Here is a 14,299-nt window from a genome sequence, read left to right on the forward strand (position 1 = left end):
GGCGCGTCAGGCCGCGGCGGGGACCTGCTCGGGCTGCGCCTCGCGCGGCTCGTCCAGGGAGGAGCCGTCGGCCGTGGCGTAGGCCGTGCGGTCGAGCAGGTTCTCGCGGGCGGAGACCAGGACCGGGATCAGGGCCTGACCGGCGACGTTGGTCGCGGTGCGGATCATGTCGAGGATCGGGTCGATCGCGAGGAGCAGGCCCACGCCCTCCATCGGCAGGCCGAGGGTGGAGAGGGTGAGGGTCAGCATGACCGTCGCACCGGTGAGACCGGCGGTGGCGGCGGAGCCGACCACCGAGACGAACGCGATCAGCAGGTAGTCACCGACGCCCAGCTGGATGTCGAAGATCTGGGCGACGAAGATCGCGGCAATGGCCGGGTAGATCGCGGCGCAGCCGTCCATCTTGGTCGTCGCGCCGAACGGCACCGCGAAGGACGCGTACTCCTTCGGCACGCCGAGCCGCTCGGTGACCTTCTGCGTCAGCGGCATCGTGCCCACGGACGAGCGGGAGACGAAGGCCAGCTGGATCGCGGGCCAGGCGCCCTTGAAGAACTGGATCGGGTTGACCTTGGCGACGGTCGCGAGCAGCGCCGGGTAGACGCCGAACAGCACGATCAGGCAGCCGACGTAGATGTCGGCGGTGAACGTCGCGTACTTGCCGATCAGGTCCCAGCCGTAGGTGGCGATGGCGTTGCCGATGAGGCCGACGGTGCCGAGCGGGGCGAGCCGGATGACCCACCACAGCGCCTTCTGCAGCAGTTCGAGTACGGACTCGCTGAGGGTGAGGATCGGCTGGGCCCTCTCACCGAGCTGCAGGGCCGCGATACCGGCGACGGCCGCCATGAAGACGATCTGCAGGACGTTCAGCTCGGTGAACGGCGTGATGACGTCCGTCGGCACGATGCCGGTGAGGAAGTCGATCCAGGAGCCGGCCTGGTCGGGCTTCGCGCCGTCCTTCGGGGTGAGGCCCGTGCCGGCGCCCGGGTTGGTGACCAGGCCGATGACCAGGCCGATGCTCACCGCGATCAGCGACGTGGCCATGAACCACAGGAGGGTGCGCGAGGCCAGGCGGGCCGCGTTGTTGACCTTCCGCAGGTTGGTGATCGAGACCAGGATCGCGAAGAAGACGAGCGGGGCGACGGCGAGCTTCAGCAGGCCGATGAACGTGTCGCCGACCTTCTCCAGGGTCGTGACCAGCCAGGACAGATCCTGGCTGCGGGCGAGCCAGCCGAGCAGCACACCCAGGACGAGACCGGCGATGATCTGGGCCCAGAAGGGCACCTTGAAGGACTTCGTGCGTGAGGACACGGACTGGCTCCGTTGGGGGACGCGTAGGGACTGACGTGGGAGACGACGGGGGTTGCGATACGTCAGGGACGACAGGTAGCGGACGCGCACCGACAGAGATCCACGTGCAGGCGCGCCACGAGCGGAACGCTCAGAGGCATGGAGGGCGCGACTGCTGACTTCATGACATCGACCTTAACACCTGAACTTTGAGGACCTCAAAGCCTGGCTTTGACAGGCCGAAACATGACCCCACCCACATAAGACAAAGCGCCCCGTTTCCGTGCAAGTACGGAAACGGGGCGCTGTACGCCTGTGCGGGGACCTTACGAGGCCTGGCCCTGTGCCCGGGACGAGTCGTCGGCGACGTCCTCCTGGCTGCGGCTGGCCTCCAGGTTGGCCTTCATCCGGTCCACCCGCCGCACGATCTGCACGGACGCCCGGTCCCGCTCCTTGCGCAGCACGACGAAACTGATCGGCGCGGAGAGCAGCAGGGCGAGCATGACGATCCACAGGCCGTTGCTGGCACCGAGGCCGCGCGGGGCGAGGCCGGAGTAGACGAGGCCCCAGACGACCACGAGGCAGCCTGCGAAGATACCGAGGCGCATCAGCGTGTAGCGGAGCATCTCAATCCACTCTTCCGGTTCGAACGGCCAGAACGCACCCAAAGGGGCACCGTCCAGTGAAACACGCCGGGCCGTCGATCTTGCAGGGGGGTACGAGGCGGGGTTCAGGCGAGCGGCAGCAGCATGACGACGTCGTCCCGGTCGTCCCCGGGCGCCACCCGGATCGCGCCGGGGATGCGGCCGACCTCCTTGTAACCGCAGGACTCGTAGAAGCGCTCCAGGCCGAGACCCCCGCGGCAGGTGAGGCGGATCGCCTCGATGCCGTCGAGCCCCCGGGCCGCGTCCGCGGCGGCGGCCAGCAGGTCGCGCCCGTAGCCCTTGCCCTGGTGACGCGGGTGCACCATCACCGTGTAGAGCCACAGCCAATGCGTCATCAGATGGTGCGTATTGAGGGTGAGGAACGCGGTCGCCGCGACGCGTCCCTCCTCGTCGTGCCCGACGAGAAGCCTGACCCGCCCCTCCGCCATCGACGCGAAGTGCCGCACCAGCCAGGGACGGATGTCCTCCCGCGCCACCGGCGGCACGAAGCCGACGGCCCCGCCGGCGTTGGAGACGTCGGCCCACAGGTCGAGGATGCCGTCACGCAGCTCGGGCGTGACGGCGGGATCGAAGGTGAAGGTAAGGGGCATGGAGCGATTGTAGCTATTACGCCAGTGCCTGCGCCGCCACCTTCAAGTCCGACAGCAGCCCCCGGTACGCCGCCTCCCGGTCGTCCGCCCGCAGCACCGACGACGGGTGCACCGTCGGCACCAGCCGCTCCGGCCGGCCGTGGATCTCCTCCTCCAGCACCGTGCCCCGCACCTGCGTGACCCGGAACGAGGACCCGAGCAGCGCCTTCCCGGCGGTGGCACCCAGGACGACGATCAGCTCCGGCTCCACGACCGCGAGCTCCGCGGCCAGCCAGGGCCCGCACGCGGTCATCTCACGCAGGGTGGGTGCCTTGTGGATCCGGCGCTTGCGCGGTTCGGCCTGAGTGAACTTGAAGTGCTTGACCGCGTTGGTGACGTAGGCCTCTGAAGGGTCTATGCCCGCCTCCTCCAGAGCACGGTCCAGAAGCCGCCCGGCGGGCCCGACGAACGGCTCCCCCTGCCGGTCCTCCTGATCCCCGGGCTGCTCCCCGACGAGCATGACGCGAGCGTCCTTGTCTCCGGCCCCGAAGACGGTCTGCGTGGCGTCCCGGTGCAGGGGGCAACCCCGGCAGTCGGCAGCGGCCCGCCGCAGGGCGGGCAACCCACCGCGACCAGGAACAAAGGGTTCAGCGGTATAGGCGTCTTCAGGCGCCTTGGTGGCAACCATGCCCCCCGGGTACCCACCTCGGGGTCACACCCGCATGGGCTGAGGAGACTCCCGACGCTCCGGGTCCGGCCCCTCGTACTCCCGAATGATCTCGTACCGCGTGTTCCGCTCCACCGGACGGAACCCGGCGTCGCGAATCAGGTCGAGCAAGTCCTCACGCGTCAGCTTGTTCGGCGTACCGAAGTTGTCCGCGTCATGCGTGATCTTGTACTCGACGACGGACCCGTCCATGTCGTCCGCCCCGTGCTGCAACGCCAGCTGCGCGGTCTGGACACCATGCATGACCCAGAAGACCTTCACATGCGGCACGTTGTCGAACAGCAGCCGCGACACCGCGAAGGTCTTCAGCGCCTCCGCCCCCGTCGCCATCTGCGTCCGCGCCTGAAGGCGATTCCGCACCTTGCCGTCCTGCAGGTCGACGAAGTCGTGCTGGTACCGCAGCGGGATGAAGACCTGGAAACCCCCGGTCTCGTCCTGGAGCTCACGCAGCCGCAGCACGTGATCCACCCGGTGCCGCGGTTCCTCGATGTGGCCGTACAGCATCGTGCACGGAGTCTTCAGACCCTTCTCGTGCGCGAGCCGGTGGATCCGGGACCAGTCCTCCCAGTGGGTCCGGTGGTCCACGATGTGCTGCCGGACCTCCCAGTCGAAGATCTCCGCACCACCGCCGGTCAACGACTCCAGCCCCGCGTCGATCAGCTCGTCCAGGATCTCCGACGCGCTCATCCCGGAGATGGTCTCGAAGTGGTGGATCTCGGTGGCCGTGAAGGCCTTCAGCGAGACGTGCGGCAGCGCGGCCTTCAACTCCCGCAGCGAGCGCGGGTAATAGCGCCACGGCAGGTTCGGGTGCAGCCCGTTGACGATGTGCAGCTCGGTGAGGTTCTCGCCCTCCATCGCCTTCGCGAGCTTGACGGCCTCCTCGATGCGCATCGTGTACGCGTCCTTCTCCCCCGGCTTGCGCTGGAAGGAGCAGTACGCGCAGGAGGCCGTGCACACGTTGGTCATGTTGAGGTGACGGTTGACGTTGAAGTGCACGACGTCGCCGTTCTTGCGCGTGCGCACCTCGTGTGCGAGGCCGCCGAGCCAGGCCAGGTCGTCCGACTCGTACAGCGCGATGCCGTCCTCACGGGTCAGGCGTACACCCGCCCTGACCTTCTCCTCCAGCTCGCGCTTGAGCCCGAGATCCATGCCCACACCTTTCTACGACGACGTGCCAACGTTACGACTACTCCTCTTCGGGCAGCTCCCCGACCCGGTTCTCCCACTTCGTGGAGAGCACGATGGTCGTGCGCGTCCGGGAGACGCCCTTGGTGCCGCTGAGCCGCCGGATGATCTTCTCCAGGCCGTCCACGTTCTCCGCCCGCACCTTGAGCATGTACGAGTCGTCGCCCGCGATGAACCAGCAGTCCTCGATCTCCGAAAGGTCCCGAAGCCGCTGCGCCACGTCCTCGTGGTCGGTGGCGTCGGAGAGCGAGATGCCGATCAGGGCGGTGACGCCGAGGCCGAGCGAGGCGGCGTCGACGGTGGCCCGGTAGCCGGTGATGACACCGGCCGCCTCCAGCCGGTTGATGCGGTCGGTGACGCTCGGTCCCGACAGTCCGACGAGGCGTCCCAGCTCCGCGTAGGAGGCCCGGCCGTTCTCCCTCAGGGCCTGGATGAGCTGCCTGTCCACCGCGTCCATTGCGATCGAAGCCTTCCGCTGAAGTTGTCTGAAAAGTCTGTGGTTGTGATGACGTACTGGCGCCGTGCAGGGGTGTGGCTCAGTCGGCGCGGTGTGATCCGCCGCCGAGCTCACCTTGCCAACGGCGGTAGAGCCGGTGCGGCACGCCCGCCGAGTCGAGTACGCGTCCGGCGACGAAGTCCACCAGGTCCTGGATGTGCGTCGCGCCCGCGTAGAAGGCGGGTGAGGCGGGCACGACCGTCGCGCCCGCGTCGTCGAGGGTGACCAGGTGCCGCAGGGTCTGGCCGTTCAGCGGGGTCTCGCGTACGGCCACGACCAGGGGGCGGCTCTCCTTCAGGGTCACGCTCGCCGCCCTCTGCAACAGGTCCTTCGACAGCCCGAGCGCGACCCCGGCCACGCTCGCGGTCGAGGCGGGCACGATCAGCATGCCCTTGGTGGGGTACGACCCCGAGGAGGGCCCGGCGGCCAGGTCGCCGGCGCTCCAGTGCCGTACGGCGTCGATGTCCACGGAGAACGTGCCGGGCTTGCCGTCGGCGCCCCGGGACAGCCATTCCCGCAGGTCGTCCTGCCAGTGGGCGTCCCGGAAGGAGATCCCGGTCTCGTCGAGCAGGGTGAGGCGGGAGGCCCGGGACACCACGAGGTCGACGCTCTCGCCGGCGGCGAGGAGTGCCCGCAGCACGGCAGCGGCATACGGGGTGCCGGAGGCGCCGGACACCCCTACGATCCAAGGCGTACGCGGTGTCTCGCCTGGCTTGACTGGGTTCACAACTCCGAGCCTATCCGGCGTCACAGGGTGGGAACCGGCCAAGGGGGGCGGGGCGTTCCCTGAAGGAGACGAGCGAGCACTGGGGGTCGCCATGTCGGGTGTGGGAGCCGGCTGGTCGCGCGGCGACCGTGCGATGGCCGCGGGCAAGCTGATGCTGGCCTGGATCGCGCTGCTGTGGCTGCTGGAAGTGGTGGACGTGATAAGCGGGCACGTGCTGGACGGCCTCGGCGTCACCCCGCGCACCCCGTCCGAGCTGGTCGACGTCGTCCCGTCGGCCTTCATCCACTTCGGCTTCGCCCATCTGGCCGCGAACACGGTGCCGCTGCTGGTCCTCGGCTTCCTCGCCGCGCTCGCGGGGCTGCGCCGTTTCCTGCTGGTCTGCGCGCTGATCGTGATCGTCGACGGCCTGGGCGTATGGCTCATAGCCCCGGCCCACACCAACACCGCGGGCGCCTCCGGCCTGATCTTCGGCCTCTTCGGCTTCCTGCTGATCACCGGCTTCGTCGAGCGCCGCCCCTTGGGCATCCTGGCCGGCGTCCTGATCGCCGCGATCTGGGGCGGCTCCATCCTGGCGGGCCTGGCCCCCACCCAGACGGGCGTCAGCTGGCAGGGCCACCTGATGGGCCTGCTGGCGGGCGTGGCGGCGGCGTTCGTGTTCCGCCGCCGGCGTGCCACCCCGCACGCGCTCACACAGTGAGGCCGCGCACCAGCAGGTCCAGCAGCGCACACACGAACAGGGCAATGCCGATGAAGCCGTTGACGCTGAAGAACGCCCTGTTCACTCGGGACAGGTCGTGGGGGCGGACGATCGTGTGCTCGTAGAGGAACGCGGCGGCGACGATCAGCAGGCCCAGCCAGAAGAAGGCGCCCGCGTCGGTGGCCAGGGCGTACCAGACGAACAGGGCCGTCGTGAGGGTGTGGCAGACCCGTGCGCCCCAGATCGCCGCCGGGATGCCGAAGCGGGCCGGGACGGACATGACGCCGATCTCGCGGTCGGTCTCGACGTCCTGGCAGGCGTAGATCAGGTCGAAGCCGCCGATCCAGATGCCGACGGCGAGACCGAGGATCACCGCGTCCCAGGACCAGGAACCCGTGACCGCCAGCCAGCCGCCGACCGGGCCCATCGCCTGGGCGAGGCCCAGGATGGCCTGCGGGAAGTTCGTGAACCGCTTGCCGTACGGGTAGACCACCATCGGGATCACCGCGATGGGGGCCAGCGCCAGGCACAGCGGGTTGAGCAGGGCCGCCGCGCCGAGGAAGACGACGAGGGCGATCAGGGCCCCCGTCCACGCGTGCCGTACCGACATCGCGCCCGTCACCAGCTCGCGGTGCGCGGTGCGCGGGTTACGGGCGTCGATCTCGCGGTCGATGATCCGGTTGACCGCCATCGCGAAGGTGCGCAGCCCCACCATGCAGATGGTGACCAGCAGCAGCCGCCCCCAGTGGACGTTCTTGTCCCACTGGTACATCGCCGTCAGGGCGGCGATGTAGGCGAAGGGCAGCGCGAAGACCGAGTGCTCGATCATCACCAGCCGGAGGAAGGCCTTCGTGCGGCCCGGCTGCGGGATCGCGGCGGAAGCGGAACTCACAGGCCGTACTCCTTCCAGCGGCGGTCCACCTTCGCCGCGGTCTCCGGATCGGACTCCACCATGTCGGGCCAGCCGCCGTCACGCGTGTAGCCCTCCTCGGGCCACTTCTTCGTCGCGTCGATGCCTGCCTTGCCGCCCCAGAACTGCTGGTAGGAGGCGTGGTCGAGGTGGTCGACGGGGCCCTCGACGATGCTCAGGTCCCGGGCGTAGTCGGTGTTGCCGAGCGCCCGCCAGGCGACCTCGTGCAGGTCGTGCACGTCGCAGTCGGAGTCGACGACCACGATCAGCTTGGTCAGCGACATCATGTGCGCGCCCCAGACGGCGTGCATGACCTTCTGCGCGTGCTTGGGGTACTTCTTGTCGATCGAGACGATCGCGCAGTTGTGGAAGCCGCCCGCCTCCGGCAAGTGGTAGTCCACGATGTCCGGCACGATGATCTTGAGAAGCGGGAGGAAGAAGCGTTCCGTCGCCCGGCCGAGCGGTCCGTCCTCCGTCGGGGGCCTGCCCACGACGATCGACTGGAGCAGCGGCCGCTTCCGCATCGTCACGCAGTCGATCTTCAGGGCGGGGAACGGCTCCTGCGGCGTGTAGAAGCCGGTGTGGTCACCGAACGGCCCCTCGGGCAGCATCTCGCCGGGCTCCAGCCAGCCCTCGATCACGACCTCCGCCTGTGCCGGCACCTGGAGCGGCACGGTCTTGCAGTCGACCATCTCGATCCGCTTGCCCGCCAGGAACCCGGCGAACAGGTACTCGTCGATGTCCCCGGGCAGCGGAGCGGTGGAGGCGTACGTCACGGCGGGCGGGCACCCGAAGGCGATGGCGACGGGCAGCCGCTCCCCTCGCCTGGCCGCCACCTGGTAGTGGTTGCGGCTGTCCTTGTGGATCTGCCAGTGCATGCCGATCGTGCGCTTGTCGTGGCGCTGGAGGCGGTACAGCCCGAGATTGCGGATGCCGCTCTCCGGGTCCTTGGTGTGGGTGAGCCCCAGATTGAAGAAGGAGCCGCCGTCCTTGGGCCAGGTGAAGAGGGCCGGGAGCTGGTCCAGGTCGACGTCGTCCCCGGTCAGGACGACCTCCTGCACGGGCCCGTCCTTCACCTTCTTCGGCGGCACGTGCGTCATCGCGCCGAGCTTCCCGAAGGCCTCGCGCACGCCGACGAACCCGTGCGGCAGCTCGGGCTTCAGCAGCCCGCCGATCCGCTCCGAGATCTCGCCGTACGACTTCAGGCCCAGTGCCTTCAGCAGGCGCCGGTCGGTACCGAACACGTTCATCGCGAGCGGCATGCTCGACCCGCGTACGTTCTCGAAGAGCAGCGCGGGACCGCCGGCCTTCTGCACCCGGTCGACGATCTCCCCGACCTCCAGATACGGGTCCACCTCGGCCTTGATGCGCTTGAGGTCGCCCTCGCGCTCCAGAGCCCTGAGCAGGGAGCGAAGATCGTCGTAAGCCATGCGGTCCAGTATCCCCGAGCGGCTACCCTGGCCCTGAACCGCCCACCCGCTTTCGCTGAGAGGCCGCGCATGCTCCGGGTACTGATGTTGCTCGTGCCGCTGGCGCTGAGCGTGTACGCGTTCATCGACTGCATCAGCACGAAGGACGACGAGATCCGGCACATGCCCAAGCCGCTGTGGGCGATCCTCGTGCTGCTGTTCCCGCTGGTCGGCTCGATCTCCTGGCTGATCGCGGGCAAGAAGCGCAGCCCGGCCGCCGAGGGCTGGTCCGGGGTCCGCGGTGGCAGTCGGCCGGGGCAGTGGGTCGCGCCCGACGACAACCCCGATTTCCTGAAGTCCCTCGGCGACGACGACAAGCCCGGCGGCGAGGACGACAAGAAGAAGCGGGACGAGCCCTGACGTGGAACTGCGGCTGCTCGTCACCTTCGAGAAGGTCGCCACGCTGCTGAGCTTCACCCGGGCCGCGGCCGAGCTGACGTACGCGCAGTCCAGTGTGACCAGCCAGATCCGCGCTCTGGAGGCCACGCTCGGCGCCGAGTTGTTCGACCGGCTCGGCAGCCGCATCCGGCTGACGGAGGCGGGTGAGCGGCTGCTGCCCTACGCGCGGCGGATCATCGAGCTGAGCGAGGAGGCACGGGCGGCGGTGGCGGACGCCGAGGAACCGGCGGGGTCGCTCACGGTCGGCACGATGGAGTCGTTGACGTCCTACCGCCTGCCGCCGCTGCTGGAGCTGTTCCACCACCGCTATCCGAAAGTGCGGCTCGCGCTGCGGACGACCACCGGCGACGAGACCCGGCAGGCACTGCGGCGGGGGACGTACGACCTCGGCTTCCTGATGGAGGCGGAGACCGAGCACGTGGGCCTGGACAGCGAGGTGCTGGCCGTCGAGCCGCTGGCGCTGGTGGCGGCACCCGGCCATCCGCTCGCCGGTTCGACGGTGACACTCCCGGACCTGGTACGGCAGTCCCTGCTGGCCACCGAGCCCGGCTGCGCCTACCGCGACCTGTTCGAGCGGGAGCTCAACACCCTCGCCGAGTCCGTGCAGTTCATGGAGTTCGGCACGATCGAGGCGACCAAACGCGCGGCGGCGGCCGGCCTCGGGATCTCGCTGCTGCCCGAGGTGACGGTCGCCGCCGAACTCGCGGAGGGGGCACTCGTACGGCTGGACTGGGAGCCGCCGTTCACACTTCGGACGCAACTGGCGTGGCGGGCCGGGAAGCGGCTTCCGGCGCACGCGCGGCTGTTCGTGGAGCAGACGCGGAAACTCGTGGCCGAGCGAGGGTGACCCGCAGGCTCGCCAGCACGATCAGCGGGACACCGAGAGTCTGGACGAGTCCGATGTGGTGGCCGTACACCGCCCAGTCCATGACCATGGCGATCGCCGGGTAGACGAAGGCGAGGACGGCGATCTTCGAGGTCGGCAGCTTGGCGTAGGCGGCGTACATCAGGACGTACATCAGGCCCGTGTGGATCACGCCGAGCCCGATCAGCCAGCCCCAGTCCGCGCCGGTGCCGCGCATCGCGCCGAAGTCGGCGAAGGGGAGCAGGAGCGGGATGCCGACGACGACCTGGACCAGGGCGATCAGGTGCGGGCGTACGCCGGTGACGCGCTTGGTGACCAGGGTGGACAGGCCGTACAGCAGCGCGGCGAGCAGGGCCTGCCCCACGCCGAGGAGATACCCGCCGCCGCTCGTGAAGTCGCCGGGCGTGACCCCGGAGACCAGGATCAGCCCCACGAAGGCGACGGCGATCCAGCAGACCTTGGCGGCGGTCAGCCGCTCACGGAACAGCAGCGCACCGAGCAGCACCACGTAGAACGGCTGCGTGTGGTAGACGACGGTGGCGACCGAGATCGAGGTGTTCTCGTACGACTCGAACAGGAACACCCAGTTGAAGACGATGAACACGCCGCCCAGGACGGCGAGGCCGAGGCTGCGCGGCGTGAAGCCGTGGCCCCGCAGCCAGCCCCGCGCGACGACGTAGGCGCCGAGGGCGAGCGCGCCGAACAGGACGCGGAAGAAGACGACGTTGAACGGCGAGGCGCCCGACTCGACGACGAAGACGCCGAGCGTGCCGGACAGCACCATGGCGGCGGTGAGTTGGGCGGTGCCCTTGAGATCCGAGGTCATGCCGAAGACGCTACGGAGAGCCTGACCCGGGGGTCCACGCGCCAGCGGGGCGTGCTGCCGATGGGGTCATCGGCGCGGCCGATGGGTCAGCGCAGACCCGAGGTGAACGCGTCCCATGCGGCCCGAGGCGCGACGAGTCCTGAGGGGCGCGGGCGGTCCCAGCGTGCGGGGCTTCCGTGAAAGCACTTGCTCCCGGGGAACTCATGGTCGTCAATGGTGTTCACACAGTGACCGCTCTCACTGTGCCTTCACCAGGTCTCAGGGGGACTTCATGGAAACAGGGCAGCCACCGGGGCAGCCACCGGGGCAGTGGGACGTCCCACCCCCGCCCGCCACCCCGCCGCGTGCCATGACGGACATCGAACTGCGCGTCAGCAAGCGGCTGTTATGGGTCGGCACAGCGGCCTACCCGCTTCGGAACATCGCGCGGGTGTACACGTTCACCCTCCGCCCGAAGCGCAAGGAGGCGGTCTTCCGCTTCCTGGCACGCACCGGGATCATCCTGGCCGTGACCATCGGCCTGTCGATCATCGGCGGCCTGATCTCCCTCGCGAACGAGGCCGGCGACAGCGGGGCATCCCCGTACGAAGGTAATCAGTCCAGCGGCAGTGGACTGATCATCTTCGTATGGGTCTGCTCCGGTGCGGCGCTGATCTACTTCTTCGTCGACATGCTCTCCGTGGTCACGGCGCCGTCCCACTACGTCCTCGCCATCGAGACGGCCGGCCCGTCCACCGCCATGGTCACCAGCCGGACCCCGCAGCACCTCGACCAGCTCGTGGGCTACGTGGCGGGCGCACTGGAGAACCCCGACACCGAGTTCCAGGTGACGGTGGAGCAGCTCACCATCAACTCGCCCACCAACTACCACTTCGGCGACAACGTGAACATGTACGGCGGCAGCGGGAACGTGGGGATCGCGGCATGAGCGGCAACAACTACTACTACGGCGACAACGTCAGCATGCACGGCGGCAGCGGCAACACGGGCATCGTCAAGAACGGGGCCACGGGCGAAACGGACCCGGCCCTGCAGCTGGCCCTGGCCGAACTGATCCGCGAAGTCCGGGAGTTGCGCGACCATCTGCCGCAACCGAGTGCGCAACTCATCGACGACTCCCTGCCGGTGCTGGCCGCGGACGCCGCGCCCGCGCAGGAGCGGCACCGTGCGCTGATGGCTGTCGCCGCGATCGCCGCGGCCGTCGGGGCCGTGGGCCAGCCGGTGGCGGAGGCGGCCAACCGGATCCTGCAGATGCTGAGCGGGCAGTAGTTCAGCGCACGCCGGAGAGGAAAGCGGACCAGGCGGACCGGGTGACGAGCAGGACCGGTCCGTCAGGGGTTTTGCTGTCGCGGACGGGGACGGTGTCGGGGAAACCGGGGGCTATTTCCACGCAGTTGCCGGCGTCGTTGCCGCTGTAGCTGCTCCTGATCCAGGGGACTGCGCCGAGGTCGCGACTGTTCATGGTCCCGCCCATACCCTTCCATCGCCTCCCTGATCAAGGCGGCAGATTCCGGGGCAGACGGAGCGTCAGCCCTGAGCACATCATAGGCCTGGCTCTGTTGTGCGTAGGCGTCTGGATCATTGTTGAAGTAGCCGTGACTCAGCGACTCCGAGTAGACCCACTGCTCCCCGTTGGGCAACGTGATCAGCGACATGGCGCTGTTGGGGCGGACCAGGTCGAATCGGCTGGCCGGAGCCACCTGGATGCGGATGTTGGGGCGCTGCCCGAGGCTCAGCAGATGCACGCACTGATCACGCATCACGACTGAGTCACCCACGGGACGCAGACAACTCTCGTCCAGCACGGCGACGTACATCGGGCCGTCCTCTGCCAGGAAGCGTTGCTGTCGACTCAGACGCGCCCGCACCCGCTCTTCGAGTAGTTCGCCACTGGCCTTCTGGGAAAGCAACGCCCGTGCGTACTCCGCTGTCTGCAACAAGCCCGGCATGACCATGTCCTGGTACTCGTACAGCTTGACTGCCTTAGCATCCATCTCCGCCCTGCGCCGGAACCAGTCAGGATGCTCCACCTGCGGATACCAGTCGATCCGCCCCCACAGCCGCAGCAACACCCCGCCCGTGCAAAGAAGTTCGTCGCACTGCTTCGCGAAACTCTCCTGCGGAACCCTCGTGCCCGCCTCCACCCGCGCCACGTGCGAGCGGTCGCACGGGATCTGCCTCGCCAAGCCCTCCTGCGTGAGCAGCGCCGCCTCCCGGAAATGCCGCAGCACCTCTCCGAACACGGCAGCCGTGCTCACCCCCGACTCCGCCCCGCCGTTCCGTCGGCTCACGGCTCCCCCCTCCGTGACAGTGCACCGGTGTCACACGCCAAGCATTGAACCGGACTGTTCCCCTGCGCAACGCTCGGTACACCCAGAGTTACGGAGGTGCAGGGAATGGAACCGGGAACGCTCGTCTACGACCCTGAAACGCGCATGGTCGGCGAGTATCAGGACAAGACCGGCCCGTACGTGATGCTGCGCCCGGTCGGCGGCGGCCGGGAGTGGCAGGCCGACCCGGCGCGGATCCGGGTCGCAAGCCTGGAGGAGCGGCTCAGGGCGGGCGTGCGCGCGGCCAACGACCGTTCCAGGGAAGCACTGTCGGCCGATCCGAGCCGCCCTCCCGCACCGGTACCGGGGTGTGCGGTCTGTGAGGAACTGGCCGCCCGGCGGGACAAGGCGCGGGCGGCGTTCGACGGAAGTGCGGTGACGGACGCGAACGTCCTGCTGCGCCACCACCAACGCGAAGAGCATGGCGGAGAACCGGCAGGGCGCAGGATCTTCCGGTACGTCCCCTACTCGATCGTGCAGGACTCCTCGGCCCTGCCCGAGTACCAGGCGTACTGCGTCTCCGGCGACGACGCGGACTGCGGGGCGAGCTCCGGCCCGTGCCAGGCGCCCGGCGAGGTCGAGGAGTGGCAGCGCAGGCACACCCAGGAGACCCGGCACCTGCGCTACCGCCGCAGCTTCGCCGACTACGCGGTGTTGGAGAAGCGAGGCTGAGGCCCGGACGGGCGTCAGGAACGGTCGGTCAGCTTCTTCAGCTCGGGCGGGAGTTCCTCGACGGTGTCGGCGACGACGAGGCGGTAGTGGTCGGTGTCCTCCGCCACCGCGATGGCGACGCCAGGGTCCACCCCCCGCACGGCGAACGCGGTCATCAGGGCCGGGCCCTCCCCGTCGTCGCCGTCGCCCGGAGTGTCGTCGCACGCCGGGCGGGTGGCATGGCCGAGCGACTTCCCCACGGGGACGTCGGTCTCGCCCCCGCCCAGGTACCTGCGGCCGTCGTACTCGACGACGTACGCGCACAACGGCGCGGGCCGCGCGCCGTCGCCGTCGTCCGACGACGACTCCGCCGTGCAGCCCACGGACAGCGAGGCGACGGTCGCCGCCAGCAGCCCCCACGCGGGTGCGCGTCTGCCGCGCTGGAGTGGCGTCTTCATCGGTACGCCTCCTTCTGGAGCCTGGACTCCGGCTCATT

Annotated in this window: 20 protein-coding genes; 6 read left to right on the plus strand and 14 right to left on the minus strand. The window is 69.0% G+C overall.

The features are described from left to right. Positions 1-6: 6 nt before the first annotated feature. From ACZ6TU_RS04075 to ACZ6TU_RS04110, 8 genes are all read right to left on the minus strand, one after another. Positions 7-1,308 (minus strand): dicarboxylate/amino acid:cation symporter, encoded by a 1,302-nt coding sequence (locus ACZ6TU_RS04075; protein WP_467672374.1) that lies wholly within the window; start codon positions 1,306-1,308, stop codon positions 7-9. 62 nt (positions 1,309-1,370) lie between these two features. Then, complete coding sequence (locus tag ACZ6TU_RS04080) at positions 1,371-1,448, minus strand: putative leader peptide (protein WP_330219385.1); 78 nt, start codon at positions 1,446-1,448, stop codon at positions 1,371-1,373. Between the two features lie 165 nt (positions 1,449-1,613). Next, on the minus strand, positions 1,614-1,913 hold the full coding sequence (locus ACZ6TU_RS04085; protein ID WP_467672376.1) for a DUF4229 domain-containing protein: 300 nt from the start codon (positions 1,911-1,913) through the stop codon (positions 1,614-1,616). 104 nt (positions 1,914-2,017) lie between these two features. Further along, the gene (locus ACZ6TU_RS04090; RefSeq protein ID WP_467672378.1) at positions 2,018-2,542 is read right to left on the minus strand and encodes a GNAT family N-acetyltransferase; all 525 of its coding nucleotides are present in this window, start codon (positions 2,540-2,542) and stop codon (positions 2,018-2,020) included. A 16-nt stretch (positions 2,543-2,558) separates the two neighbouring features. After that, positions 2,559-3,209, minus strand: a complete 651-nt coding sequence (locus ACZ6TU_RS04095; RefSeq protein WP_467672380.1) for a UdgX family uracil-DNA binding protein — start codon at positions 3,207-3,209, stop codon at positions 2,559-2,561. 24 nt (positions 3,210-3,233) lie between these two features. After that, the gene (gene mqnE / locus ACZ6TU_RS04100; protein WP_467672382.1) at positions 3,234-4,397 is read right to left on the minus strand and encodes an aminofutalosine synthase MqnE; all 1,164 of its coding nucleotides are present in this window, start codon (positions 4,395-4,397) and stop codon (positions 3,234-3,236) included. 37 nt (positions 4,398-4,434) lie between these two features. Then, the gene (locus tag ACZ6TU_RS04105; protein WP_390991669.1) at positions 4,435-4,890 is read right to left on the minus strand and encodes an Lrp/AsnC family transcriptional regulator; all 456 of its coding nucleotides are present in this window, start codon (positions 4,888-4,890) and stop codon (positions 4,435-4,437) included. A gap of 79 nt (positions 4,891-4,969) precedes the next feature. Further along, entirely contained in the window at positions 4,970-5,656 is a 687-nt protein-coding gene (locus ACZ6TU_RS04110; protein WP_467672384.1) for a UbiX family flavin prenyltransferase, read from the minus strand. A gap of 91 nt (positions 5,657-5,747) precedes the next feature. Here ACZ6TU_RS04110 and ACZ6TU_RS04115 point away from each other — a divergent pair, with 91 nt between their 5' ends. Further along, a complete protein-coding gene (locus ACZ6TU_RS04115; RefSeq protein ID WP_469546435.1) occupies positions 5,748-6,353 on the plus strand; it encodes a rhomboid family intramembrane serine protease in 606 nt (201 codons plus the stop codon). Here the strand turns inward: ACZ6TU_RS04115 and mqnP are convergent. Then, a complete protein-coding gene (gene mqnP / locus ACZ6TU_RS04120) occupies positions 6,343-7,245 on the minus strand; it encodes a menaquinone biosynthesis prenyltransferase MqnP (RefSeq protein WP_467672388.1) in 903 nt (300 codons plus the stop codon). The two genes, ACZ6TU_RS04115 and mqnP, sit on opposite strands and share 11 nt — an antisense overlap. After that, entirely contained in the window at positions 7,242-8,693 is a 1,452-nt protein-coding gene (locus ACZ6TU_RS04125; protein WP_467672390.1) for a menaquinone biosynthesis decarboxylase, read from the minus strand. Before ACZ6TU_RS04125 ends, mqnP begins: the two co-directional genes overlap by 4 nt. 69 nt (positions 8,694-8,762) lie before the next feature. Here ACZ6TU_RS04125 and ACZ6TU_RS04130 point away from each other — a divergent pair, with 69 nt between their 5' ends. Both ACZ6TU_RS04130 and ACZ6TU_RS04135 read left to right on the plus strand, forming a co-directional pair. Continuing rightward, entirely contained in the window at positions 8,763-9,092 is a 330-nt protein-coding gene (locus tag ACZ6TU_RS04130; protein ID WP_467672392.1) for a PLD nuclease N-terminal domain-containing protein, read from the plus strand. 1 nt (position 9,093) lies between these two features. Further along, the gene (locus ACZ6TU_RS04135) at positions 9,094-9,978 is read left to right on the plus strand and encodes a LysR family transcriptional regulator (protein WP_467672394.1); all 885 of its coding nucleotides are present in this window, start codon (positions 9,094-9,096) and stop codon (positions 9,976-9,978) included. Here ACZ6TU_RS04135 and ACZ6TU_RS04140 read toward each other — a convergent pair. Then, a complete protein-coding gene (locus tag ACZ6TU_RS04140) occupies positions 9,875-10,822 on the minus strand; it encodes a DMT family transporter (RefSeq protein ID WP_467672396.1) in 948 nt (315 codons plus the stop codon). The two genes, ACZ6TU_RS04135 and ACZ6TU_RS04140, sit on opposite strands and share 104 nt — an antisense overlap. A gap of 271 nt (positions 10,823-11,093) precedes the next feature. On the opposite strand from ACZ6TU_RS04140, the gene ACZ6TU_RS04145 reads away from it, so the two are divergent. Together ACZ6TU_RS04145 and ACZ6TU_RS04150 are read left to right on the plus strand one after the other, a co-directional pair. After that, positions 11,094-11,750, plus strand: coding sequence for a DUF6232 family protein (locus ACZ6TU_RS04145; protein ID WP_467672398.1), 657 nt, complete (start codon positions 11,094-11,096; stop codon positions 11,748-11,750). After that, the gene (locus ACZ6TU_RS04150) at positions 11,747-12,091 is read left to right on the plus strand and encodes a hypothetical protein (RefSeq protein WP_467672400.1); all 345 of its coding nucleotides are present in this window, start codon (positions 11,747-11,749) and stop codon (positions 12,089-12,091) included. Before ACZ6TU_RS04145 ends, ACZ6TU_RS04150 begins: the two co-directional genes overlap by 4 nt. A gap of 1 nt (position 12,092) precedes the next feature. Here the strand turns inward: ACZ6TU_RS04150 and ACZ6TU_RS04155 are convergent, their stop codons facing one another. Both ACZ6TU_RS04155 and ACZ6TU_RS04160 read right to left on the minus strand, forming a co-directional pair. Beyond that, positions 12,093-12,206, minus strand: a complete 114-nt coding sequence (locus ACZ6TU_RS04155; RefSeq protein WP_243382681.1) for a DUF397 domain-containing protein — start codon at positions 12,204-12,206, stop codon at positions 12,093-12,095. Beyond that, entirely contained in the window at positions 12,154-13,113 is a 960-nt protein-coding gene (locus ACZ6TU_RS04160; protein ID WP_469546443.1) for a helix-turn-helix domain-containing protein, read from the minus strand. Before ACZ6TU_RS04160 ends, ACZ6TU_RS04155 begins: the two co-directional genes overlap by 53 nt. Positions 13,114-13,218: 105 nt before the next feature. Here ACZ6TU_RS04160 and ACZ6TU_RS04165 point away from each other — a divergent pair, with 105 nt between their 5' ends. Then, the gene (locus ACZ6TU_RS04165) at positions 13,219-13,824 is read left to right on the plus strand and encodes a DUF7848 domain-containing protein (RefSeq protein ID WP_467672404.1); all 606 of its coding nucleotides are present in this window, start codon (positions 13,219-13,221) and stop codon (positions 13,822-13,824) included. 14 nt (positions 13,825-13,838) lie between these two features. On the opposite strand, the gene ACZ6TU_RS04170 is transcribed toward ACZ6TU_RS04165, so the two are convergent. After that, entirely contained in the window at positions 13,839-14,261 is a 423-nt protein-coding gene (locus ACZ6TU_RS04170; RefSeq protein WP_469546447.1) for a DUF6281 family protein, read from the minus strand. Positions 14,262-14,299 lie beyond the last annotated feature (38 nt).

The sequence above is a fragment of the Streptomyces sp. NPDC052064 genome (assembly GCF_055585925.1).